Consider the following 24,228-nt stretch of genomic DNA (forward strand, 5'->3'; position numbering starts at 1 on the left):
AGAGGAAAGGCCTTCCTCTCCTCTTTTCATTACCATTTAAATCGCTTATTAATTATTTGTTGCTTTTTTTCTAAAGAAAACAAATGCTGCTATCATCATTAATACAAGACCTACTACAGTAAATAAGATTGTACCGATACCACCTGTTGAAGGTAAAATCCATCCACTCTTATTATTTTCTACAGTAAGTGTAACTGTTTTATGATCAGCATCAACCGTTACATGAATCGCTTCTCTTAATTGTTGATAACTACCTGTTGTACCATCTTCTTTTTCATAAGTTGGCGCTTTTGTTTCTACAACTCGATACTCACCGTAAGGTAGTTTACTCCATGTAATTACACCATTTTTATCAGATGTACCTACTACTTTCTTTCCATCGATTTCTACTGGATTTCCTTTTGTATCTTGCAGCGCAAATTCTGCACCTTCTAATTTCTTACCATCTTTTCCATCAACCTTCGTTAATGTAATACTACCAGTCGTTGGAGTAACGATAACTGGTTTTGTTGCCTTCTCACCTTTTACATCATCTTTGTTTTTAAAAGTAATTGTTGCCGTATTCGGAATCTCTACTCCTGTTTCTACGCCATCTCTAATTTGTGCTTTAATTTGCAAATGAAACTCTTTTTTGTTATCTAATTTAGAGAAATCTTTTACAGTAGCCGTTACTTTTTGACCGTCTACAACTACTTCTACAACACTTGCATCTACTACTTTACCATCAATTTTTACAACTGGTTGATCTTGAATTTCTAATCGACTATCTAATACATCTGTTACGACATAATGTTTATAATCCTTAATATCTTCTGGAATTAGTGTTTTAATATCATAGTTATAATCCGTCTTCGTATTAATTGGTAAATTGTTTAAATCTCCATTAATCTTCTTATCAATTGTTGGTTCTTCATAGTTTTTCACATCAACTTTAACTACTTCACCAGAAGTAACTGTACCATCTTTATTAATTACACCTGATTCTTTAATGAAGAATTCATATTTTTTCGGATCCAACACATAACCATCTAGCGCTTTCGTTTCTAAAAAGTAATACTTCCCGTACGATAAGTTACCGACACGAATTTTACCATTTCCATCTGTCTCCAAACCTTTTTCTAACTCTGTTCCATCTTCTTTATATAAAGAGAATTGAACACCCTTTAACGCTTTATCCTTCACACCAATTTTTGTTAATTCTACTGCACCACGTTTCGTTTCATTTTTCGGATAAATTTGAACATCATATGTTAATACTTTCCCATCTTCACTTGTCATCGGGATATCAACTTTGTATGTTTTTGTGTCTATATTTACATGTGGTGGTCCAGAAATTTCTTTCACTTCGTAACGACCTAGTGGTAAATTGTCAAAAAATGCAATCCCTTCCGCATTAGTTTCAATTTCAATTGGAACTCCATTTACTGGTTTGATGTCTTCTTTAACGATTTTTCCATCGTTTGAAATTGTTCCAAATGATTCAACTTGTTTAATTTGATACACAACTCCTGCTAAAGGCTTCGCACCTTTAGGAATTTCTACTCCTTTAGAGTTACTTTCTTTTAAAGCTGGACTACCATCCGGCTCTTGTTCAAATTTATGAATTGTTAACGTACCTTTACTTGGACTTTTCGATTCTGCTTTTATTAATATACTTGGCAATGAAGCAAATGTTAGCAAACAGATTAAAAACATACTTAAAAACTTTTTCATTTCTCGTTCTCCTCTTCTACCAATTTAATATTCTAGTAATTACTATTTCTCTTATGGAAAAACAAAAATACAACTACAATCATTAAAAAAATACCAATTAAATAAAATACATTTGTTCCAACACCGCCTGTGTTTGGAATTTCCCACTCGCTTTTTTTGTTTTCTACTTTTAACGTTTGTGTAGGTGTCGCTGCCGTTACCTCGACCTCAATTGGATCACGGAGCAACATATATCCATTCGGCGCTTTCACTTCTTTAATCGTATATTTTCCAAACGGTAGTTTCTCTAAGCTAGCCTTGCCATTTTCATCTGTAATTAACTTTCCAACTTCTTTCCCTTCTTGGTTAAAAACTTGAAATTCCGCATGTTGCAACTTAATATTTTCATCAGCTGCATCTACCTTTTCAATTTCGATCTTACCTATAGATGGCGGAATAACAACTACTTTATTCGAACTAATTGGCGTATTATCAAATACGAGCTCTGCTATGTTTGGCACGCCGCCATTTGCAATATATTTCGCTAACACCTCTACTGGTGTACCTTCTGCTATTTTGCTTTTAATATGCATCGTGTACTTTAAACCAGCTAAATACGCATATGAACCATCTTTCTTCTCTAACTCAATTGTCACTTTCTTTGTTTGCTTATCAATGTTCGGTGTTACTTTTACAACTTCACCTTTTTCATTCATAAGCTTCACATCTAAAATATCTAGAATATCCTCTAAGTCATCTTGTAAGGTAACCTTCTCTAAATTTGCGGTATCATTGCCAAATTGGTATGCTACATTCCAAGTAAACTCTTCATTTCTCTCTTGTAATGTACCTTTTTCCACTTCTTTCTCATTTTGAGTAGAAACGGTTTTTGTTACTTTCGGTTTTTCCTTCGGAGGAACCACATACACTTCGTTAGATTTCACTGACTTATTATTTAGTACTAACTCTGCTGTATTTGGAATTCCACCTTTTACTATATAACGTGCTAATTCTGATTGATTTACACCATCAGCAATTTTAGATGTAATTTGCATCGTATATACTTCACCTGTTAAATACGCATAACTTCCTTCTTGTTTCGGTACTTCAATCATTACATGTTTCTTAGCAGCATCAATTTTTGGTTTTATATTTACGACTTCACCTTTTTTATTGATGACCTTCACATCTAAAATGTCTAAAATATCTTCTAAATCATCTTGTAATACGATAGAATCGTATCCACTTGGTGAACTTCCAAATTCATACTGCACATTCCAAACAAATTTCTCTTTTACATTGGATAATGTAGCCTTTTCCACGTTCTTTTCATCGTCATCCGATACAGTCTTGCGTAATTTCGGCTCTTCAATTGGTGGCTTCACAATGACTTTATTAGAAACAACTGGATTGTTATCTATAATGAGCTTTGCCGTATTCGGAACGCCACCTTTATCTAGGTACCCTTTGATCACATCGATATTTGTACCAATCTTTATCTTCGCTTTAATCGTTAATCGATATTGTCCACCAGCTAAATACGCGTACGAATCATTTTGCTTCGGCAACTTATACGTAACAATTGCCTTCTCTTTATCTATAACTGGTGTTACTTTCACAGCTTCGCCTTTTTCGTTTAACAATTTCGCATCTAAAACTTCTAAAATATCTTCCAAATCATCTTGTATAACGATTTCTTGTTTTGACTCCACGTCAAATCCAAAGTTGTAATTGACATCATATACAAATTCTTCATGCAATGAATTTAACAATGCCTCATCGACCAATTTTTGATCTGAATCAGAAACTTTTTTCGTTACCGCCGTAGTACACTTAGTAGCATTTTCATTTGGAAGTGCCTTGACGGTTTGAATATCAAACTTTTGATCAAAGAACATAAAATATCCATCTGCAACGTTAAATTCTTTCGATTGCGGTGTTTTTTCCTTCACCTTATAAGTGACTTTATACGTTCCTTCCGGCTGTCCGTCTAAATCCCAAATGATCTGATTATCTTGTATAACAGGCTTCGTATTAACGCCATTTGGACCAGACCCTTGCACACCTGTTACAAGTAAATCATTATTAATATTTAAAACCATCTTATCTTTTTCTTTTTTTGTCACTTTTGTAACGGTTTCAATTAAATTTTTTGTAAATTCTTCAATATCATTTGCTAAAACAAACCACTCTGGTTTTGTTGCCATCTTTTTTAACTCTTGCCTTGCATACGGTCCTACTTGTGTATCGTATTTATCATAATATTGGTCAGATGCTGCTAGCATACTTTTATCTTCCCAAAAAGCTGTAACAAGTTTATATCCCGCATTTTTTATATTTTGAGCCTCTGTAGTTACTTCCTTCAAAGCACCTACATAATCTTGCCCATATTCATTCGAATAATAACCTTTACCCTCATCCGTTACTTGATTTGTTAATTTATAAATATAGCCATCCTTTCGAATGTTAGCAACACCATCTGTAACAAGCAGAAAAACTGTTTCTCGGTCTGGGTCGTTTTGCCCCTTTGCTTTCTCATACTCCGCTAACGCAAACTGAAGACCACTAGCAGTTGGTGTACCGCTATTCGGAGTTATTTTATTGATGCCATTCTTTGCAAGGGTGAAGTTACTAGTTAATTGTGCTTGCAAGGTTGTTTTGATCCCAGGACCATCATTCCTAAGCACCCTACCATAACTATCTTTATATCCCTTATAATCTTGATAACTAGTTACCATCACCCGATCTGTCTCAGGGTTTAAGTTATTGACAATATTACTTAATGCTTTTTTCACATCCGGCATTGTTTTTTTAAAACTACCACTCGCATCTTGCACAATAACAAAATCAACTTTCTTTTGTTTTGGTGCCGGCCACTTAAAACTTAGCTCCCCTTCATGCTCCCTTAAACACATATTCCCTGTCGATTTAGTTGTTACCTTATGCTGCACCACTTCTACCGTATTAGCAGCAAGCGCTATTATCCCTGGGCTAATCACTTGAAACATGAGTAGAAGCAACAAAAATAATGTGAAGTTCTTCTTCATCGTTCCATCCTCTCACTTAACATAAATTTATCTCGCCCCATTTCCCCCTTTTTCGCTAAATTACTTTTACGCTCAAAGTATAAATTGGGAAACTGAACAAAAACTGAACAAAAATTGAACAATAAAAATATTTAAACAAATTATTGTATATAACAATTAATAAGAATCATTTATAATAGTAATTACAAATAATTACCATGGAATATTTATGGTTATTTTTGGTTATATATGGAGGGATGAAAAATATCCTATTTTGTCTAAATATTTATTGGTGATATGACTTGAGTTAAATCATTAAACAAGATTGTAAGAAAGAGGTAATGAACTATGAGGGCAATTATTGTTGATGATGAACCATTAATACTCCAAAGACTTGAAAAGATGTTAAAAGAACTTCAAATTTTTAAAGATATCGTTTGCTTTGATGATTGTGAATCTCTTAGTTTTTATAGTAAAGATCATACAATTGATGTCGCCTTTCTTGATATTGAGATACCTGAAAAAAATGGCGTTATGTTAGCCCGCGAACTACAATCAAAACATAAAAATATAAAAATAGTTTTCATTACAGGACATGACCGTTATGCGGTTGAAGCATTTGAAATTTATGCATTGGATTACATTATGAAACCTATTACGAGGGAAAGATTGCATAATACTATTCAACGTCTTATGCAAAACATGACGATTGAAACAACTAATTCCGCTCCAATAGAAACTTCGACACTCAATTGCCTTGGTGAGTTACATTATGTAGATCATGAAAAGAACAAAAAAATCCCCCTAGAAAAATGGCGCACAAAAAAAGCGAAAGAACTATTCTTATTTTTAGTTCATAATCGAAATAAAGTTATTAATAGAGATACTTTAATTGAATTACTATGGTCAAATACTGATTTAGAACAAGCAAGAGTAAATCTACATTCAGCCATATATCAAATTCGAAGAACCATCCACGCTTACGAAATGAATGTAAACATTACTCGAGTGAATGACGGATATAAACTCGATTTACAAAACACTTTGATTGATGTTGATCTATTCGAACAAGCAGTAGCCGCTCTTCCAAAAGAAATATGTAGCGATACATTAGATAAATACATTGCATGCCTCTCTTTATATACTGGAGATTACCTTATTGATATGGACTATTGGTGGAGCGAAGGAGAAAGAACAAGATTACAAAACTTATATTTTCAACACGCCTTTTCCCTTATTCGTTTTTATATAGAAGGCGCGAGTTACACTGAAGCAATTGATATTGGCATGCGTATGCAATCTATGAATCCATTTGAAGAAAATACGTATCACCATTTAATTTCCTTATATGCTAAAACAGGGAATAAAACAGCTAAACAAAATCAAGAAAAAATGCTACACAAATTATTAAGCGATAGCGAACTTACTATGATATAAAGAATCTCTCAATATAGATTCTTCATTTTTGCCATTCTCAGCTATCCTATGCTACATTTATTCCGGCATATAAATATTGAATAATAAGGCGGGAATAAAATGAATATACCTAAAATTGGAATGATTGGTCTTGGAAATATTGCACAGAAAGCCTATCTCCCAACACTTACAAAAGAGACAGATTGGAATTTTGTAGGGGCGTTTACACCTAACGCAGAGAAAAGAAAACAAATTTGCCAGCAATATCGTATTCAAGATTTTCATTCTATTGAAACATTAGCTTCTGAATGTGATGCAATCTTCGTTCATAGTTCAACTGCTACACATTATGAAATCGTTTCTAAACTTCTCGAAAAAGGAATCGATGTTTATGTTGATAAACCTTTAGCAGCTACTACTGAACAAGCAGAAAAGCTAGTCGAAATGAGTGAAAAGTATAATCGAAAGTTAATGGTTGGATTTAATCGTCGCTTCGTTCCTATGTATGTCGCTGCAAAAGAGCAGGCTACTGATATTTCATGGATTCGGATTGAAAAGCACCGCACAAATAAAGTCGGGCCATATACGTATGACTTTACAATGTTAGATGATTACTTACATATTGTAGATACTGCTCGCTGGCTAGCTAATGATGACCTTAACGCCGTTCACAATATGATGCAAATAAATGAAAAGAATGAACTTCTTTACGGCCATCATACATATACAACTTCAAATGGACTGCTACTTTCTACAGCGATGCACCGCCATGCCGGTACAAATTTAGAACAAATTGAACTTGTGACGACAGGTAAAATCATTCGCGTAAAAAATATGAACACATTTGAAATTGAGCAGGAAAACTCCGTTTCACAAAGTGGTTCACCCTCATGGGAAACAACGTTAAAACAGCGCGGTTTTGAAGATGCTGTTCATCATTTTATCGAATGTGTACATGGGGATACAAAGCCTATAGTGGATGGATTAGAAGGATTAAAATCTCAGCAAATGCTGCAATCTCTACTTGACGATGTAAGCAAAAATTAAAACGGATACATTTTTCAGAATTTACTTTCATTCCCATTTCCCCTTTATTTCTATCAACATTTTCTATAGAATATGTTGATAGGAATTATAAATTTCATATTGAATCGTGGAAAGGATGGGAATAACACATGTGGAATGAATTTAAAAAATTCGCTTTCAAAGGGAATGTAGTTGATTTAGCTGTCGGGGTCGTAATCGGTGCTGCATTCGGTAAAATCGTTAGTTCTTTAGTAAAAGATATCATTACACCATTACTTGGTATGATAATGGGTGGCGTTGACTTTACAGATTTAAAACTTACATTTGGTAAATCATCTATTATGTACGGTAACTTCATCCAAACAATTTTTGACTTCTTAATCATTGCCGCTTCTATCTTTGTATTTATTAAAGTTTTCAACACTCTAACATCTAAAAAAGAAGAAGAAAAAGAGGAAGAAATTCCAGAACCAACAAAAGAAGAAGCTCTTCTTGGCGAAATTCGCGACTTACTAAAACAACAAAACTCTTCTAAAGATAGAGCATAATTGAACGGATAAAAGGCATGCCCCTCTCGGGACATGCCTTTTTTTATATGTTATAACGTTTCCGAATTCATATGAATAAATATAATAATACCTGCAACCATAAGTACCATAATGCTACCTGCAAATAGTGTAATACCGATAAACATTAAACTCGTACTTAAATCTATCGAAATACTTTCAGTAAAAATAGAAATTACATACGTGATAAGGGCGATTCCTGCAAGAATACTTCCTGGAACAAATCGCTTTAAGCCATTTTGTTTTAACGTTATATATGCAAAAATAGCAGTCATGCAAAGCGTAATTATCCAAAGAACGATCATCTCTTCTCCCCCCTCACAAACCTTTTCTTTCTATTATACATGACATTGCCCTATAATAGTTAAATTTGCACTTATGTGACATATAACAAGGAATAACCCCATAATATGTACGATGTGTAAGTAACTTGGAAGTTTCAAAAAGTGTGACATGTGTTCGAATTAGCTGAAACACCATTTGAGACAGGAAAAGAATTATATGCAAGATTTTTACACGTTAAGAAAAATGAAAATGTAGATATAGTAGTTAAACAATATTATCCTGAATATGAATAAAAGCTCACAGCTATCGCTGTGAGCTCTTTTATGCTTACTTCGTTGAATCTCTAAATTGGATACGGTGAGGTAAGATAACTGTGTGATCTTCCACTTTTTCTTTGTTCATATATTTTGTTAGTAGACGCATTGCTACTGCACCGATATCATACATTGGTTGTACAACTGTTGAAAGCTGTGGACGTACCATTAAGGCAAGGCGAGTGTTGTCAAAACCAAGCACTTCGATATCAGTTGGTACGTTTAATCCAGCGTCTTGTGCCGCGTGGATTACACCTAGTGCCATTTCATCAGAAGATACGAAAATTGCTGTTGGTTTTTCATCAATGCTCCAAAGCTTTTCAAACGCTTCTAGACCTGAATCATATGTGTAATCTCCATCGATTACAAGATTTTCATCATATGAAATACCTGCTTCTTCTAAAGCTTTTTTATAACCTTGTAACTTCTTCGCGCTTCCCGCTTTATCAATGAAAGGACCAGAGACGAAACCGATACGTTTATGTCCTCGCTCAATAAAATGCTTCATTGCATCGTAAGCTGCTTGTGTATAATCAATATTTACTGATGACGTTTCATTTTGCTCATCAAATGACGCTGCTAATACAATTGGTACTGGAGATTTTTTGAACTCTTCAACGTGAGTATCTGTAATATCTTCACCCATGAAAACAATCCCGTCCACTTGTTTCCCAAGCATCGTATTTAATAAGTGGAACTCTTTCTCTTTGTTTTGGTCAGAGTTACTTAAAATGATGTTATATTTGTACATTGTTGCGATATCTTCAATTCCACGAGCAAGTTCTGCATAAAACGTATTTGAGATATCAGGGATAATAACACCCACTGTAGTTGTCTTCTTACTTGCTAGTCCACGTGCAACCGCATTTGGGCGGTATCCTAAACGATCAATTGCTTCTAATACTTTCTTTCTTGTTGTAGGCTTTACGTTTGGGTTACCGTTCACAACACGTGATACAGTAGCCATTGAAACATTCGCTTCACGCGCTACATCATAGATTGTTACGTTCATCTCTTCGCACACTCCTTCTATTTATGTTATCTATTTTTATGTATCGGTTCACTTGAATGAAAAAAAGACATCAACTCTATTTGCAGATGCCAACAATCGTCCCGAGTTCTTCCTTTTACTAATGATACGATAAAAACGCAGGCTCATACAATATTTTCCCGCAAAAGTTTCGAAAAAATTCGCTTCTTTCCTCGTATTTTCGTATTTTTTATGCAAAAAAGGGCAATTTTTGTAAAAAGGAGATGTCCCATAAGTAAAAACTTATAAAATAAGAGAAGGCTGTTTCAAAATGTCTTTTTGGACCGCCTCTTTAAAAGTTTTTATAATTTACTTCCAAATGCTTTTAATTCTTTCATAAACTCATTGAATTCCGGAATATCCATTTGCTGTGCTGCATCTGATAAAGCAACCGCAGGATCCGGGTGTACTTCTGCCATAATCGCATCCGCACCAATTGCCATCGCCGCTTTTGCAGCTGGTAATAGAAGGTCACGACGCCCTGTAGAATGCGTAACATCGACAACGACAGGTAAATGCGTTTCTTTCTTTAAAATCGGCACAGCGGAAATATCAAGCGTATTACGCGTTGCTCTTTCATATGTGCGAATACCACGTTCACATAAAATGATATTACCATTACCCTCTGCCATGATATATTCTGCCGCATTAATAAATTCTTCGATTGTTGCTGATAAACCACGCTTTAATAATACTGGTTTATTTACAGCACCAGCTGCTTTTAACAGTTCGAAGTTTTGCATATTGCGAGCACCAATTTGAATAACATCAACGTAATCTAATGCCATTTCAATATCATTTGGATTTAAAATTTCACTAATAACAGCTAAATCATATTCATCTGCAACTTGGCGTAAAATTTGCAAGCCTTCTAATCCAAGACCTTGAAAATCATATGGAGATGTACGAGGCTTGAAAGCACCACCGCGCATTAATTTCAACCCTTGCTCTTTCATCGCTTCTGCAACTTGGCGTACTTGTTCATAACTTTCCACAGCACATGGCCCCATAATAAAATGCTGATTACCATCGCCAATTTTTTCACCATTAATTTCGACAATTGTATCTTCTGTTTTTTTCTTACGAGAAACAAGTAGCGCCTTACGATGATCGTCTTCTTGTAACTCTAAACTAGCTTGGAAAATTTGTTTGAAAATATGTTGTAAAGTTGATGTTTCAAATGGACCATCATTCTTTTCTGCAATTAAATCCAACATATTTCTTTCACGTACAGGATCAAAACGTTTCACACCTTGTACTTCTTTTAAATTCCCAACCTCTTGCACGAGACGGCCTCTTTCACTTAGTAATTCTAATATTTGTAGATTGAGTTGATCGATTCCAGAACGTAAACGATCCAATTCTTGTGATGCCATAAGAAAGCCACCTTTTTCAAAATTCTATATGCTACAGTCATTAATTTTTTTAAGATAACTTATTATAGCTGATACATATGCAGTTGTCACACGATATACAACAAAGAGTGACGTAGTGAACAGATAGAAAGAATACATGAGAATTTCATGCAAATATAGTAGTTTGCAATGAAAAAAAGACAGTATTTAAACTGTCTTTTTTTATTATAGGAAAGAAACAAACGGCTTATCGCTGTCCTTCTCTTTTATAATAACAGCCTCGATTTTACTCTCGGACTTGATTTGTAATTGTACTTTAGCATCTTTAGGCAATTGTTCTAACATACTTTGAACAGCAATTTGAGAGAGCCCCATTAATTCTGATTTACCATTGTATTTAACGACAATATCCAGATTTAATTTATCCATACGATTTTGCTTATATGAAATCTTAGCATTAACTGGAATATAATCTCCTTTAGAAAATTCCTTTATCGCTTTAGAAAAATCATTTAGCTTTTTATTATCTTCTCCATGTGCTCCCTCAAATTCTTGAGAAGGATACGAATACGACTTTTCATCAATAGCTTCCCAATTCCCAATATTTGTATCATTCTTTTGAACAGAAGCGCTAGAAATATAAGTACCATTCTTTAAAGAACTTGTACTTTCTTGCTTAAATATAGCAAACGTAATTGGAGATTTGTTATATTTATCATTTTTATTAATAGCTTCTATAAGCTTCTTAGCGACTTCAGTACCTTTAGAAATAGCTTCCTCATTAGATACATTTGAAGACATAGCTAAACCAATAACTACACCAGACAAGCTTAGTTCATTTGAATTTTGTTTGCTGAAATAGTCCTGTTCTATAATATTAGTCACAACCGGTACTTCTTGCTTCGTAACTAATTCATCAATAGTTTTCTCTGGAATATACTGATTTAATTGTAATACGTAATTTTCTGTATCGAATTGTTTTGAAGCAATATTCATTAAACCACTTTCATATTCTGCTAAATCTAGTTTAGAATTCGTTGTAACATTAACTGTATTAATTACTTTTTGTTCCTTTAAAGGAATAACAGTTCTATAATACTCCTTAGAAACCGCGGTTCTTGGAATCATACTTTTTTCTTTCGTATCTTTCTGTACAACTTCATCCTTCTTACCAATAGTATCATTACTGCAAGCCCCCAGTAATAAACTTACGGTTGTGAAGAATAACGCCATTTTCTTCATTGCTTAAAACCCACTTTCAAAATTCAATTTACTTAGTTCTAATGTATTTATAGTGTACCACTAAATATATTGCAACAAAATAAAAAAGAAGCAAGCCTCTCGCTTGCCTCTCTACTTTACATTCTCTTCTAAAGCTTCTTTTTTAATATTCCAATGAGATGTATGCCATACTACCATTCCATCTTTTATGTATAACACTTGCGGAGATTCATGCTTAATACTGTACTGCTCTGCAACATGGTTCGAAACGTCTCTCGCATCTTGTACGTATAAGTAATATGCTGGTACTTCTCTTTCTTCACCACAATACGCTTGAAACTCTGTATATGCACCATGGCTAATTGGACATGTTGTACTATGTTTAAAAAGAACATATGGCTCGTTCTTTTCTACTAACGCTTCAAGTTCTTCAATCGTTTCAATTTTTATCATACTCATCATTACTCACCTCTCATACGAAGTCTAGAGCGTTTCTCTCTCTTTTCAGCCTTCTGCTCAGCTCTCTCTAGTTTACGCTCTTCTTTTTCAATCTTTTTCTCTTGTCTCGTAGCACGGTAATGGTTGTATACTTCAATTGCTGCGCTGCTCCACTGTACAACTTGTGCTACTTTATCTGCATTATTTTCAATTTCGTCCGTAACAGACTCTGACACATTGCGAAGCTTCGTATTTAAAGAGTGAATCGTCGTTCCGATTCCATCCACACCTTCTACTACTTTATTTAGCGACTGTGACTTCTGTTGAATATCATCAGCTAACGCATTTGTCTTATGTAATAATTGCTCCGTCTCTACACTTATTCCTTGCATTTGCTTTTCTAAACCTTCTAACGTGCTTGCAACGTTTTCTAACGTCTTCTGAACCGATAACAACGTTCTGCATGCATATACTACTAATACAGCGAAAGCAACTGCAATAATAGCCGCACTTACATATAAAAGAACTTGCATTTCATCACTTCCTTTATCTTTTTCATACTTTCTCCTATTATACAATCATTTTCCGTTTCATTCTAATCCCTATCTTTTCATTAGAATTTTCATACTTATTCGTTAACTTTAACATAAATCATTCAACAAATTCCACTAAGTAGGTTACAATAGGAGAGGATACATAATTAGTAAGGAGGCTTTACATATGAAAGATCCACGCATTGAAAAGTTAGCATACAATTTAATTAACTACTCTATTCGCTTACAAAAAGGCGAAAAAGTATTAATTGAAAACTTTGGCTTACAAAAAGAACTTGTAACTGCACTTGTAAAAGAAGCATATGCAGCTGGCGGTTTCCCATTCGTTTCTTTAAAAGACCACTCAGTAGATCGCTCTTTATTAATGGGTGCTACGGAAGAACATTTCGAACAAATCGCTACATATGAAGCGAGCGTAATGAAAGATATGGATGCTTACATCGGCCTTCGCTCTGGTGATAATATTAACGAACAAGCCGACGTTCCAAGTGAACGTATGAAAATTCATGGCCAAACAGTTGGTAAAAAAGTTCATAGAGACATTCGCGTTCCGAAAACACGCTGGGTTGTTCTTCGCTACCCAAATGCTTCTATGGCACAGCTTGCTAAAATGAGCACAGAAGCTTTCGAAGACTTCTACTTCGAAGTATGTAACTTAGATTACGGAAAAATGGATAAGGCGATGGATAGCCTTGTTGCATTAATGAATAAAACAGATAAAGTTCGCTTAACTGGACCTGGAACTGACTTAACATTCTCTATTAAAGACATTCCAGCTATTAAATGCTCAGGTCATTTAAACATCCCAGATGGTGAAGTATACTCTGCGCCAGTTCGCGATTCTGTTAACGGTACAGTTTCTTACAATACACCATCGCCTTACAACGGCTATACATTTGAAAATGTACAACTTAAATTTGAGAATGGACAAATCGTTGAAGCAACTGCAAACGATTCAGAACGCATTAACAAAATCTTCGATACAGACGAAGGCGCACGCTACGTTGGTGAGTTCGCAATCGGTGTAAATCCATACATCTTACATCCAATGGGAGACATTCTATTTGATGAAAAAATCGATGGCAGCTTCCACTTCACTCCTGGACAAGCTTACGACGATGCATGGAACGGCAACAACTCTAACATCCACTGGGATTTAGTATGCATCCAACGCCCTGAATACGGCGGCGGCGAAATTTACTTCGACGACGTACTAATCCGTAAAGACGGACGCTTCGTTGTACCTGAACTAGAAGCTTTAAACCCAGAGAACTTAAAATAATATAAAAAAACGCTCGGAATTGTATCCGAGCGTTTTTTTATCAGTACTGTAATAAAGTGAAACTTTAATCAGTGGGGGTTTTGTTCATCCCCCACTGATTATTAGTTGAACCAATCGGGCGTTTACGGGCAGTTGATCTCCCACCTAACTTCTTTGCTCCAGCCGAATTTTGAGGTGGGAGTCTTACTGCCCGTTAATGCGGGATAAATCTTTAGCCACATCTTCTGGCACTTTAAAACTCATTTTCTTATTTGTTATTTCTTCCCAAACATATCTATTTTCACATTTGGATTCTCTTTTTCAACAAGCAATAAAAACTGTGTCATATCTTGTGGCATCGCAATCATATGTACTTTATATGTATTCGTCGTAATTTCAAGAGACTTTCCGACCTGACGGATAATTCTCATATCTTTTAATACAATGTCATCATTTAAAATACCGTACTTTAATACACCATTTTCTACTTTATGTTTTTTAATAAACACCTCCCAAACGAGTGGTACATTTACAATAAAGCATACACCCATCCCAATCAACGCTGACATCCACTGCTCTTTATTTATGAAAAACATGACAATTGGATACACAAACATAGAAGCTAACGTGAGACTAACGAAAATCAACGATGACTTACTTCTTTGAATCGGAAAGTTCATACCTACATCACCTAACCTAAATTATACTATATTTCCCATTCTTTATAAAAAAGGCCATTTCTGAATGACCTTTTTAAACGATGTACCTATAAAACTTCTTATCTACTTCTAGCACAGGAAAACTTTTTGGCAACTCTTCTATATTCATATTTTGGAAACCATTCTTTTCATAAAAGCGATGCGCCGCTAAAAATTTCACTGTCGTTCCTAAATAAATATCTTTCAACTTTTTATTCTCAGCCCATGAAATTGCTGTTTGAAGCAGCATATGTGATGCGCCCCATTCTTTTCCGCGGAACTCTTTCTTCACAAACATTTTCCTTAGCGCTACTTGATGATTCCCAATATCTAATAAAGCTATCGTTCCAACTACTTTCCCATCATAAGTTGCCACCCAAAAGTTTCCTTGATCCCTTTGATAGAACGTTTCTATTTCTAGTAAGTCAGGCTGCTCTTCTTTCGTAATTGGGACATTGTATTCTTTTCGCTGAATATGAACAATGAGATCTACTACTTCATCTTGAAACTTACTTTCATATGGCATAATGAAAATTTTCTCGTTCATCGAATCTCCTTCCATTCCGAAGCTAGTAAACTATACACAGCAATATCCTGAAAATGATCATATAGCCATTCTTCATCTCTTAAAATACCATCTAACTTAAAACCTAAACGTTCTGGAATTGCACGGCTTTTCGTATTTTCAACACCGCACCGGATTTCAATTTTATTCAGTTTCAAATTTTCAAATGCATAATGAAGCACAGCCTTCACACTACGCGTCATAACACCTTTTCCCCCAGTATCTTCTGCAAGATAATATCCAAGACTCGTCGCTTTCTTCCCCCAGCTCACCGGATGAATTCCCACCATCCCAACAAGCTTTCCTTTATAACGTATACCAGCTTCAAACCCATCGCCCTCTGCAAATTTCTTTAACCACATCGGAAAAATATCATCATACGCATCAGCAGATTTCGTCCCATCTACCCACGGAAGCCACCTTCTTAAATGATTACGATTTTGATCTATTAATTCATATAGTTCCTCTTTATGATGTTTTTCTAATAGTTGAAGTTCGATTTCATTATCTACTCGGAGTGTGAACATATTTTTTAGCCCCTTTTTTAGTTTTCTTATTATTCTAACATTTCTAGATAGAAAATGTTAAATATTCACACTTTCTTTCGATCTTATCTTAATAAAGCCAGAAGAATATAGTACTCCCGTAATAACTAATATTATCCCTATACATTGTGCGGCTGTTATATTTATTCCTTCTACAAAAGAAATAATCATAGTAACAACAGGCACTAAATTAAAAAATAAAGATGTTCTCGCTGCACCAATTTGAGCGATTCCATTATTCCACCATAAGTAACCAAGCACACTCATTCCAATTGCCATAAAGATGATAGATATCCAAGCTAATAGAGGAATTTCTAACACTGGTACTACACTCTTTTGCGTGAAAGATATCATAATAAAAGCAAGTGCCCCAGTAGTCATCGTATATGTCGTCGTTTGTATTGGGCTACCCGTCTTAATAAATCTTCTACTTAATACGCCGTATAGTGCCCAGCAAATATTCCCTAATAAAATATATAAATCACCTTTTGAAAACGATAAATTTTGTAGTATTGCAAACGAACCTTGTGTAAGGACAAAAACAACACCAAGTAGTGCAAGTAACATTCCAATCGCTTGGTGCTTCACTATTTTCTCTCGTAAAATTACACTTCCTAATAATGTCGTAACAAGTGGATTTGTCGCCATAATAAGCGCTCCATTAATAGCTTCTGTATGTTTCATTCCTAAAAAGAAAAAGAAGTTAAAACCGAATACACCAACTATACCAAGCAAAAGGTAATAAACCCTATTCTGCCTCCATACTTCCACTTTAAAATCTTTTCGTATTTTTAAAAGACATAACATCACAAGTGCAGCAATCCCAAAACGCCATGCCGCTATATGAATCGCTTCGAAATATTGCACCGCATATTTCGAAGCATTAAAGGTCCCACCAGTAAATATGGAAAATCCTAATAACTGAGCATATACTTTATTCTTCATTGTCGGCCTCCGAGTCTTTTCCCTCTAGAAAACCGTAATAAATTTCTAATTTCTCCTCTGTTAACTGAACTACTTTTTGCAATTGCTCCTGTTGTTCTTTTAACCGCTCTAAGTGAGTTGTTAAAATTGAAATTCTCTTTTTCACTTTCGTAGGTACTTCCTCTTTCCGCTGTTTGATTTCCTCTATAATGCATCCATCACTAGCAAACTCAGCCATCTCTTCTAATGACATTCCAGTTTGCTTTAATGAATATAAAAATTTTAATAGCCGCACATCACCTTCTGTATACTGCCGAATACCACTATTTCGCGTTGGTGGTGGTAATAAACCTAATTTCTCATAATAGCGCAAAGTGTGAATACCCATCCCCGTTAACTCTGCTACTTCACTGATTTTATACATATTCTCTCCCCCTTGTTTTTACATTTTCATCTTACAACCTAGAGTTGACTCTAGGTCAATACATAAAGTGAAACTTTAATCAGTGGGGGTTTTGTTCATCCCCCACTGATTATTAGCCCACACCAATCGGGCTTTTACGGGCAGCCCGACTCCCACCTAACTCCTTTGCTTTACAGCCGAATTTTGAGGTGGGAGTCTTACTGCTCGCAAATAGCGGGATAAAAATCGAACACAACAAAAAAAGACGCACAGCTCAGCTATGCGTCTTTTTTCTTACTTCTCTGCAACTTGAACTTCTTTTACGTAAGCTGCTTCGAATTTTTGGATGTCACCTGCGCCCATGAAAATAAGAACGCCGTTTTTATGTTTCTTTAATACCTCTGTTGTTGTATCTGTAATTAGCTCTGCACCATCGATACGTTTTTGCAGATCTTCAATTGTTAATTCACCTTTGTTTTCACGTGCTGAGCCGAAAATATCACATAAGTATACTTGGTCAGCTTTGCTTAGGCTTTCTGCGAACTCATCTAAGAATTTCTCTGTACGTGAGAATGTATGTGGCTGGAATACAGCGACAACTTCACGCTCTGGATGTTTTTGACGAGCTGCTTCAATCGTTGCATTAATTTCTGTCGGATGGTGTGCATAGTCATCAATGATAACTTGCTCTCCCATCGGCTTTTCATTAAAGCGACGTTTTACACCTTCAAAAGTTGTTAATTGATGTTTTACTGCTTCTACATCAACGTTTTCATAATGGCAAAGCGCGATAACTGCTAATGCATTTAATACGCTGTGATCGCCGTATCCTGTAATTTTGAACGTGTCATAATACGTATTACGAACGAATACATCGAATATAGTACCATCAGTTCTCTTTTGGATGTTACGTGCTTGGAAATCATTATCTTCTCCAAATCCATAGAAAATAACAGGTACTTTTGCTTGAATTTTTTGAAGTTCTTCATCATCACCACATGCAATAATACCTTTTTTCACTTGCAATGCCATCTCTTTGAATGCACTAAATACATCATTGATGTCTGCAAAATAATCTGGATGATCGAAATCGATATTTGTCATAATTGCATAGTCTGGATAGTAAGACAAGAAATGACGACGATACTCACAAGCTTCAAATACAAAATACTTACTATTTTCTACCCCATGCCCAGTTCCATCTCCAATAAGGTATGATGTTGGGTGTGCACCTTGCATTACATGGGCTAACAAACCAGTTGTTGATGTTTTTCCATGTGCACCAGTTACAGCAACACTTGTATATTTGTTCATAAGGTCACCTAAAAAATGGTGGTAACGGTGTACTGGGATATTTAATTCTTTTGCTGCTACGATTTCTTCATGCGTATCAGGAAATGCATTTCCTGCGATAATCACTTGTCCTTCTTTAATATTATTTTTATCAAAAGGAAGGATGGAAATACCACGCTTTTCCAATGCTGTTTGTGTAAAGAAACGCTTTTCATAATCAGACCCTTGAACAGTATGTTTCATGTCATGAAGAATTTGCGCTAATGAACTCATTCCTGTTCCTTTAATTCCTACAAAATGGTAAACTGTCATCTTAAAGAACCTCCAACATTTCGAACTAATACAACGGCCTATCTATAAGACAGTATATGAATCTTTTCTTATTTTGGTAATCATCATACATTTCTGATGCAGTGAATTTCTTTTTACCTTCACCTATCAGGATAAACTCGTACGTACTTCTTTTATGTCCATAACACATTTATTATAGCAAAAAACAAGCCGCTATACTATGATAACAGAAAAACTGATAGGGTCAATCACCTATCAGTTTTTCTCGCTTTTACATATCTTTTTTTGTTTCTAATTGAACACGCTCTAGACGTGGGTTTGGACGGTATTTACGACCAGCTTTTGCTTCTGGTTTTCCATTTAATTCTACGTTATCACCAGTAAAACCAATATTCATTTTTAATAAGCTGCTTCCTACTCCGTATATATCGACAGGAACATTTTGAGCTTCAAATTCACGAATACGCTTCTCATCAAATCCACCAGTTACAACGATATCTACATGTTGGAACCCTTCCTCATCAAGAGCCTTACGTAGTGCAAATACAAGCGATGGATTTACACCACGAGGATCAAATGTTCCAAGTACTTCTGGGTGACGAATGAAGTATTGATCAATCATTGTACGAGACGTATCGACACGTACACCTTTTAATATTGATCCAAATTCACGCGCTACGCGAAGTGCATCTGTAATGACATCATTGTTGTAATCAATTAGTACGACTAATTCATCCTCTGGGAATTTTTTATGATATGCTTTTGCAGCTTCAACAACATCACCATTAAACATTTGAATTAATGCGTGAGGCATCGTCCCCATACCACTTCTGCCCCACCATTCATTCATTGCATGCGTCGCTTGTGCGCTCATACCTCCGATGTATGCCGCATAACCGTCACCAGCTTGTTGCGTATAATGATCATCACGATCTCCCATGAAAATAACCGGTTTTTCTTTGTCTACGCTACGTGCAGCTTGGACAACGTTATATACGTTTGTCGCAACTGATGTACGACGAGCTAAAATCCCATCAATTACACCTTCTAAAAAGCCGAAGTATTCATAAGGACCATGAATTGTTAAAACCGTTTCAAATGGACTAATATTATCGCCATCCTTTAAAGAATGAATTTCTAATTCCTCAGGATTTTTGGCGAATGTTTGTAGCAATGCAATTACCTCATCTGTTCCGCAAAGAACTGCATGTTCTTTTTGGAAAAACTGCATTGTTACAACACTTTTTGGGCGAAATTCTTCAATGATTTCTCTAGTTTTTAAAAAGTAAACGGCAGAAAACCAACCTTCTCCAACACGTTCATCAAATTTAAATGTTTTATTTGTTAGTCGATTTATTTCACCTTTTAATTTTAATTCAATTTCTTTCATGTCGCTTTACTCCCTACTTTACTATCCAACATTTTCTCTTAGTATACAGCAAAACCGCGTACTATACATTCGTTTCCTGCATAGCAGCAAATTCATCCTCGGAAATAAGGACATCTCTCGGTTTCGTTCCTCTTGCTTCAGAAATAATCCCTTGCGATTCCATCTCTTCAATTAGACGTGCCGCGCGATTATAACCGATACGGAATTTTCTCTGTACAGAAGATGTGGACGCTCCCCCTTGCTCTACAACAAATTGACATGCATCAAAAAATAGTTCATCTTCAGACTCACTCTGCTCTGACTTTGCTAATAAATCCTCTTGCTTAAATAAGTAGTTCGGCTTCATTTGCTTTTTCACATGGTCAACTGTTTTTTCAATCTCATCATCCGATACGTATACGCCTTGTACACGAACTGGTTTAGACGTGCCGTTTCCTAAAAATAGCATATCACCACGGCCAAGTAATTTCTCCGCGCCCCCAATATCGATAATCGTACGCGAATCAACTTGAGACGATACTGTAAATGCGATACGCGTTGGAATGTTTGATTTAATTAAACCTGTAATAACGTCTACAGATGGACGCTGCGTCGCAACTAATAGATGAATTCCACAAGCACGAGCTTTTTGTGCAATACGACAAATTGCTTCCTCAACATCACCAGGGGCAACCATCATTAAGTCCGCTAACTCGTCAATGACGATAACAATATAAGGTAATGTCTCACCCGGAATTTCTCTCTCACTTACAATCGTATTGTAACGAGTCAAATCACGAGCACCAGCATGGGCAAACAATTCATAACGGCGTTCCATCTCTTCAACCGCCCACTTTAACGCAGCTGTAGCTGCTTTTACGTCAGTAATAACAGGTGCTACAAGGTGTGGAACAGAATTATATGGTGCAAGCTCAACCATCTTCGGATCAATTAGTATCAACTTCACTTCATGCGGCTTCGCTTTATATAAAATACTCGTTAAAATTGCGTTAATGCACACGCTTTTCCCAGAACCAGTTGCGCCTGCAATAAGTCCATGTGGCATTTTTCGAATATCCGTTACAATTGGCTCACCTGAAATATCAAGTCCAAGCGCAACTGTAAGCGGTGATTCACTCTTTGTAAATACAGGACTCCTTAAAATTTCACGAAGGAATACTGGCTTACTTTCCTTGTTCGGAACTTCAATTCCAATTGCACTCTTCCCTGGAATTGGCGCTTCAATTCGAATATCTTTCGCAGCTAAACTTAATTTAATATCATCACTTAAATTTGTAATTTTATTTACTTTCACACCTGGGTCTGGTTGTACTTCAAAACGAGTTACTGCCGGCCCTTGTGACACATTAATAACATGTGCTCCAACATGGAAATTATTAAATGTCGTATTTAATAATTCTTCCTGTTCTTCTAGCCACTCTGTATTATCTAACGCTGCCTGCTGTGGAATCGACAACAACGTTAATGACGGAAGTTCATATTCCGGTGGCGTTTGTAGTACGTTGCGCATATCGTTCTCTCTTTGATTTACAACATATGCTTTCTCTTGTACTTCCGTACTTGAAATTGGCTCTTGTACTTGTTCAGCTATCACTACTTGCTGCACTGGCTTTTCTTCCACTTGTGCTTCTACTACCACTTGCTGCATTGGCTTTTCTTCCACTTGTGCTTCTACTACCACTTGCTGCATTGGCTTTTCTTCCACTTGTTCAGCTACTACCACTTGCTGCATTGGCTTTTCTTCCACTTGTGCTTCTACTACCACTTGCTGCACTAGCTTTTCTTCCACTTGTGCTTCTACCGCCACTTGCTGCATTGGTTTTTCCGCTACTTGTTCAGCTACTACCACTTGCTGCATTGGCTTTTCTTCCACTTGTGCTTCTACCGCCACTTGCTGCATTGGCTTTTCTTCCACTTGTGCTTCTACTACCACTTGCTGCATTGGTTTTTCCGCTACTCGTTCACCGAAAGTAGATTGCGTTACATTCGTTCTTGCCGCATGTCTTTCCATTAACTTCTTTCTGTCTTGTTTTAGCATGACAACGTTAAATGGGACATGGCGCTTTTTCTCACGCTTCGGCTCTTCTGTTTGTGTAGCAGGCTGTTCTTCAGCAACTTGTTTCTTTTCTTCAGCTTCTTCAATTAAAACATTCGCAAAGCTTTGAACATCTTTCTTTGTTTGCTCATCCGCTTCTGAATCTGGTACGAGCACTTCACGTTCTTCCTTGAACTCAATTGTTTCTTGCTGAGAAATTACTGGTTGCTCTGCAACTGGTGTATTGTCCACCAACTCTTTATTTATCGTTTCTTCAATTGCTATTTCTTGAGAAGTTTCCTCTAATACGAATTCCGTAACTGGTTCTTCTTCCTCAGATTCTTCTAACTCCGCAACTTCTGCTTCTTCCTTAGATTCCTCTAATTCCACAGCTTGGGCTTCTTCCTTAGATTCCTCTAACTCCGCAACTTCTGCTTCTTCCTTAGATTCTTCTAACTCCGCAACTTCTGCTTCTTCCTTAGATTCTTCTAACTCCGCAACTTCTGCTTCTTCCTTAGATTCTTCTAATTCCACAACTTCTGCTTCTTCCTTAGATTCCTCTAATTCCACAGCTTCTGCTTCTTCCTTAGATTCTTCTAACTCCGCAACTTCTGCTTCTTCCTTAGATTCCTCTAATTCCACAGCTTCTGCTTCTTCCTTAGATTCCTCTAATTCCACGGCTTCTGCTTCTTCCTCAGATTCTTCTAATTCCACAGCCTGGACTTCTTCTTTAGATTCCTCTAATTCCACAGCTGCTTCTTCCTTAGATTCTGCCAATTCTGCTTCAGAAGCATCTGGTATTTCTACAATGATCGTTTCTTCAAGCTTTTCATCTGCTTTTACAATCACTGCATCTTCTAAGAACTCTTCTTCGACTTGATTTGCTACAACTTCAACAACAGTTTCTTCTATTTCTGTATTACATTCATTTTCTTCTGTTAATATCGAATCCACGTGCTCTACTTTAGAACCTACTGATTCTTCTTGTAAAGTTTCTTCGTTATCTTCTGTAGATGATAACACCACTACATCTTGCTCCTGCTTCAAGGCTTGTACCGTTGTAGCCTCTTTTTCCATATGCTGTCCTACTGTTTTATGAAGCTGATCATCACTCTGGCTTTCTTCTAATGAAGGGGCTTGACGTTCAACTTCATAACCGTTTTTCTCTAACCATGCATCCACAACCGATTTTTCTTCTACTTTATTACTTCGTTCATTCACTTCGTTCTTAACGGATGAACTCCCTTGTAGAACCCTCGAAAAGTCGGATAATGTATATCCCTTTTTCTCTAACCATGCGTCAACGACAGCTTTTCCTTCAACGGATATTTCAAGATCTTCTCTTTCCTCTTCTTCCTCCTGTACAACCTTCGTTTCTACTGAAGGACGATTGTATCCATAAATCGGAGAAATCATTTCTGTTGGACGAAATGGTCTACGGTTACTTTCTTGTGACGGTACAGATGCTCTTTTTACGACAGGCTCTCGTTCCTGTTCATATTGCACTTCCGGTTCTTCATATGTAGGGACTGCTTTTTCCACATATGGTCGTCTGCTTCTTTCCACTTTTATTCCTCTTTGAGTAGGTTGTTCTTCATATGTTCCTCTTTGAACAGATTGTTCTTCAAAGCGGGGTAATTCTCTTACATCCTCCTCATCGAAGCCATTGTCTGGTATTAATGGAAAACGGCATTTCCCTGCATTCCGACTTGCCATTTGTGCTTCTCTTGCTTCAGTGTAGTGGTTTACACGAGGAATTTTCGGCTGACTTTCAATTTGTTCCGGTACTTCTTTATTCATCGCTGTTTTTTCTTCCTCTTTGTTAAACAGCTTTTTCATCCAATCTAACATGCTTACCACTCTTTCTACTAAATAGTAACATCCTTTATTGTATCAGCAT

21 protein-coding genes are annotated in these 24,228 nt (G+C 36.2%); 5 read left to right on the plus strand and 16 right to left on the minus strand.

The features are described from left to right. Positions 1 to 48: 48 nt before the first annotated feature. Together ACTFQM_RS18190 and ACTFQM_RS18195 are read right to left on the minus strand one after the other, a co-directional pair. Positions 49 to 1,713, minus strand: coding sequence for a SpaH/EbpB family LPXTG-anchored major pilin (locus ACTFQM_RS18190; protein ID WP_440035490.1), 1,665 nt, complete (start codon positions 1,711 to 1,713; stop codon positions 49 to 51). A gap of 32 nt (positions 1,714 to 1,745) precedes the next feature. Beyond that, positions 1,746 to 4,739 carry an isopeptide-forming domain-containing fimbrial protein gene (locus ACTFQM_RS18195; RefSeq protein WP_440035492.1) on the minus strand — a complete coding sequence of 998 codons (2,994 nt, stop codon included), beginning with the start codon at positions 4,737 to 4,739 and terminating at the stop codon, positions 1,746 to 1,748. 327 nt (positions 4,740 to 5,066) lie between these two features. Here ACTFQM_RS18195 and ACTFQM_RS18200 point away from each other — a divergent pair, with 327 nt between their 5' ends. The 3 genes from ACTFQM_RS18200 (at position 5,067) to mscL (ending at position 7,708) form a co-directional block, all read left to right on the plus strand. Further along, positions 5,067 to 6,155: a response regulator gene (locus ACTFQM_RS18200; RefSeq protein ID WP_440035493.1), complete on the plus strand. Its 1,089-nt coding sequence runs from the start codon at positions 5,067 to 5,069 to the stop codon at positions 6,153 to 6,155. Between the two features lie 99 nt (positions 6,156 to 6,254). Then, positions 6,255 to 7,181: a Gfo/Idh/MocA family protein gene (locus tag ACTFQM_RS18205; protein WP_440035495.1), complete on the plus strand. Its 927-nt coding sequence runs from the start codon at positions 6,255 to 6,257 to the stop codon at positions 7,179 to 7,181. 128 nt (positions 7,182 to 7,309) lie between these two features. Then, on the plus strand, positions 7,310 to 7,708 hold the full coding sequence (gene mscL / locus ACTFQM_RS18210; protein ID WP_440035497.1) for a large conductance mechanosensitive channel protein MscL: 399 nt from the start codon (positions 7,310 to 7,312) through the stop codon (positions 7,706 to 7,708). Between the two features lie 50 nt (positions 7,709 to 7,758). Here the strand turns inward: mscL and ACTFQM_RS18215 are convergent, their stop codons facing one another. Beyond that, positions 7,759 to 8,031, minus strand: coding sequence for a DUF3917 domain-containing protein (locus tag ACTFQM_RS18215; RefSeq protein WP_071718413.1), 273 nt, complete (start codon positions 8,029 to 8,031; stop codon positions 7,759 to 7,761). A gap of 150 nt (positions 8,032 to 8,181) precedes the next feature. On the opposite strand from ACTFQM_RS18215, the gene ACTFQM_RS18220 reads away from it, so the two are divergent. Beyond that, positions 8,182 to 8,304 carry a hypothetical protein gene (locus tag ACTFQM_RS18220; RefSeq protein ID WP_440035836.1) on the plus strand — a complete coding sequence of 41 codons (123 nt, stop codon included), beginning with the start codon at positions 8,182 to 8,184 and terminating at the stop codon, positions 8,302 to 8,304. A gap of 34 nt (positions 8,305 to 8,338) precedes the next feature. On the opposite strand, the gene ccpA is transcribed toward ACTFQM_RS18220, so the two are convergent. The 5 genes from ccpA to ACTFQM_RS18245 form a co-directional block, all read right to left on the minus strand. After that, complete coding sequence (gene ccpA, locus ACTFQM_RS18225) at positions 8,339 to 9,337, minus strand: catabolite control protein A (RefSeq protein ID WP_002173804.1); 999 nt, start codon at positions 9,335 to 9,337, stop codon at positions 8,339 to 8,341. Between the two features lie 320 nt (positions 9,338 to 9,657). Then, positions 9,658 to 10,731, minus strand: coding sequence for a bifunctional 3-deoxy-7-phosphoheptulonate synthase/chorismate mutase (locus ACTFQM_RS18230; RefSeq protein ID WP_440035500.1), 1,074 nt, complete (start codon positions 10,729 to 10,731; stop codon positions 9,658 to 9,660). A 204-nt stretch (positions 10,732 to 10,935) separates the two neighbouring features. Further along, the gene (locus tag ACTFQM_RS18235) at positions 10,936 to 11,952 is read right to left on the minus strand and encodes a CamS family sex pheromone protein (RefSeq protein WP_440035502.1); all 1,017 of its coding nucleotides are present in this window, start codon (positions 11,950 to 11,952) and stop codon (positions 10,936 to 10,938) included. Positions 11,953 to 12,063: 111 nt separating this feature from the next. Further along, a complete protein-coding gene (gene ytxJ / locus ACTFQM_RS18240) occupies positions 12,064 to 12,390 on the minus strand; it encodes a bacillithiol system redox-active protein YtxJ (protein ID WP_025147632.1) in 327 nt (108 codons plus the stop codon). A 2-nt stretch (positions 12,391 to 12,392) separates the two neighbouring features. Beyond that, positions 12,393 to 12,902, minus strand: coding sequence for a DUF948 domain-containing protein (locus tag ACTFQM_RS18245; protein WP_002173808.1), 510 nt, complete (start codon positions 12,900 to 12,902; stop codon positions 12,393 to 12,395). 187 nt (positions 12,903 to 13,089) lie between these two features. Here ACTFQM_RS18245 and ACTFQM_RS18250 point away from each other — a divergent pair, with 187 nt between their 5' ends. Further along, on the plus strand, positions 13,090 to 14,205 hold the full coding sequence (locus ACTFQM_RS18250) for an aminopeptidase (RefSeq protein WP_025147634.1): 1,116 nt from the start codon (positions 13,090 to 13,092) through the stop codon (positions 14,203 to 14,205). A 254-nt stretch (positions 14,206 to 14,459) separates the two neighbouring features. Here ACTFQM_RS18250 and ACTFQM_RS18255 read toward each other — a convergent pair whose 3' ends face one another. The 8 genes from ACTFQM_RS18255 to ACTFQM_RS18290 all read right to left on the minus strand — a co-directional run bounded on the left by ACTFQM_RS18255 (position 14,460) and on the right by ACTFQM_RS18290 (position 24,179). Then, positions 14,460 to 14,864 (minus strand): PH domain-containing protein, encoded by a 405-nt coding sequence (locus tag ACTFQM_RS18255; protein WP_048372086.1) that lies wholly within the window; start codon positions 14,862 to 14,864, stop codon positions 14,460 to 14,462. Between the two features lie 73 nt (positions 14,865 to 14,937). Beyond that, positions 14,938 to 15,429 carry a GNAT family N-acetyltransferase gene (locus ACTFQM_RS18260; protein WP_440035505.1) on the minus strand — a complete coding sequence of 164 codons (492 nt, stop codon included), beginning with the start codon at positions 15,427 to 15,429 and terminating at the stop codon, positions 14,938 to 14,940. Next, positions 15,426 to 15,974 carry a GNAT family N-acetyltransferase gene (locus ACTFQM_RS18265; RefSeq protein ID WP_440035507.1) on the minus strand — a complete coding sequence of 183 codons (549 nt, stop codon included), beginning with the start codon at positions 15,972 to 15,974 and terminating at the stop codon, positions 15,426 to 15,428. Before ACTFQM_RS18265 ends, ACTFQM_RS18260 begins: the two co-directional genes overlap by 4 nt. A gap of 57 nt (positions 15,975 to 16,031) precedes the next feature. Beyond that, on the minus strand, positions 16,032 to 16,937 hold the full coding sequence (locus tag ACTFQM_RS18270) for a DMT family transporter (RefSeq protein WP_440035510.1): 906 nt from the start codon (positions 16,935 to 16,937) through the stop codon (positions 16,032 to 16,034). Beyond that, positions 16,927 to 17,340, minus strand: coding sequence for a MerR family transcriptional regulator (locus ACTFQM_RS18275; protein WP_002173814.1), 414 nt, complete (start codon positions 17,338 to 17,340; stop codon positions 16,927 to 16,929). Before ACTFQM_RS18275 ends, ACTFQM_RS18270 begins: the two co-directional genes overlap by 11 nt. Before the next feature lie 273 nt (positions 17,341 to 17,613). Further along, positions 17,614 to 18,924 (minus strand): UDP-N-acetylmuramate--L-alanine ligase, encoded by a 1,311-nt coding sequence (gene murC / locus ACTFQM_RS18280; RefSeq protein WP_048372078.1) that lies wholly within the window; start codon positions 18,922 to 18,924, stop codon positions 17,614 to 17,616. Between the two features lie 250 nt (positions 18,925 to 19,174). Next, a complete protein-coding gene (locus tag ACTFQM_RS18285; protein WP_440035514.1) occupies positions 19,175 to 20,293 on the minus strand; it encodes a nicotinate phosphoribosyltransferase in 1,119 nt (372 codons plus the stop codon). Between the two features lie 61 nt (positions 20,294 to 20,354). After that, positions 20,355 to 24,179: a DNA translocase FtsK gene (locus tag ACTFQM_RS18290; RefSeq protein ID WP_440035516.1), complete on the minus strand. Its 3,825-nt coding sequence runs from the start codon at positions 24,177 to 24,179 to the stop codon at positions 20,355 to 20,357. Between the last annotated feature and the right edge of the window lie 49 nt (positions 24,180 to 24,228).

The sequence above is a fragment of the Bacillus cereus group sp. MYBK30-2 genome (assembly GCF_051915945.1).
Taxonomy (GTDB): Bacteria; Bacillota; Bacilli; order Bacillales; family Bacillaceae_G; genus Bacillus_A; species Bacillus_A paramycoides.

Bases quoted from the DNA above. Each gene is read 5' to 3' on its own strand.
- ACTFQM_RS18290 (WP_440035516.1), bottom strand. From the start codon at position 24,179: ATGTTAGATTGGATGAAAAAGCTGTTTAACAAAGAGGAAGAAAAAACA.
- ACTFQM_RS18195 (WP_440035492.1), bottom strand. From the start codon at position 4,739: ATGAAGAAGAACTTCACATTATTTTTGTTGCTTCTACTCATGTTTCAA.
- ACTFQM_RS18205 (WP_440035495.1), top strand. From the start codon at position 6,255: ATGAATATACCTAAAATTGGAATGATTGGTCTTGGAAATATTGCACAG.
- mscL (WP_440035497.1), top strand. From the start codon at position 7,310: ATGTGGAATGAATTTAAAAAATTCGCTTTCAAAGGGAATGTAGTTGAT.
- ccpA (WP_002173804.1), bottom strand. From the start codon at position 9,337: ATGAACGTAACAATCTATGATGTAGCGCGTGAAGCGAATGTTTCAATG.
- ACTFQM_RS18270 (WP_440035510.1), bottom strand. From the start codon at position 16,937: ATGAAGAATAAAGTATATGCTCAGTTATTAGGATTTTCCATATTTACT.
- ACTFQM_RS18250 (WP_025147634.1), top strand. From the start codon at position 13,090: ATGAAAGATCCACGCATTGAAAAGTTAGCATACAATTTAATTAACTAC.
- ACTFQM_RS18285 (WP_440035514.1), bottom strand. From the start codon at position 20,293: ATGAAAGAAATTGAATTAAAATTAAAAGGTGAAATAAATCGACTAACA.
- ACTFQM_RS18245 (WP_002173808.1), bottom strand. From the start codon at position 12,902: ATGCAAGTTCTTTTATATGTAAGTGCGGCTATTATTGCAGTTGCTTTC.
- ACTFQM_RS18190 (WP_440035490.1), bottom strand. From the start codon at position 1,713: ATGAAAAAGTTTTTAAGTATGTTTTTAATCTGTTTGCTAACATTTGCT.
- ACTFQM_RS18235 (WP_440035502.1), bottom strand. From the start codon at position 11,952: ATGAAGAAAATGGCGTTATTCTTCACAACCGTAAGTTTATTACTGGGG.
- ytxJ (WP_025147632.1), bottom strand. From the start codon at position 12,390: ATGAGTATGATAAAAATTGAAACGATTGAAGAACTTGAAGCGTTAGTA.
- ACTFQM_RS18275 (WP_002173814.1), bottom strand. From the start codon at position 17,340: ATGTATAAAATCAGTGAAGTAGCAGAGTTAACGGGGATGGGTATTCAC.
- ACTFQM_RS18200 (WP_440035493.1), top strand. From the start codon at position 5,067: ATGAGGGCAATTATTGTTGATGATGAACCATTAATACTCCAAAGACTT.
- ACTFQM_RS18230 (WP_440035500.1), bottom strand. From the start codon at position 10,731: ATGGCATCACAAGAATTGGATCGTTTACGTTCTGGAATCGATCAACTC.
- ACTFQM_RS18215 (WP_071718413.1), bottom strand. From the start codon at position 8,031: ATGATCGTTCTTTGGATAATTACGCTTTGCATGACTGCTATTTTTGCA.
- ACTFQM_RS18265 (WP_440035507.1), bottom strand. From the start codon at position 15,974: ATGTTCACACTCCGAGTAGATAATGAAATCGAACTTCAACTATTAGAA.
- ACTFQM_RS18260 (WP_440035505.1), bottom strand. From the start codon at position 15,429: ATGAACGAGAAAATTTTCATTATGCCATATGAAAGTAAGTTTCAAGAT.
- ACTFQM_RS18255 (WP_048372086.1), bottom strand. From the start codon at position 14,864: ATGAACTTTCCGATTCAAAGAAGTAAGTCATCGTTGATTTTCGTTAGT.
- murC (WP_048372078.1), bottom strand. From the start codon at position 18,924: ATGACAGTTTACCATTTTGTAGGAATTAAAGGAACAGGAATGAGTTCA.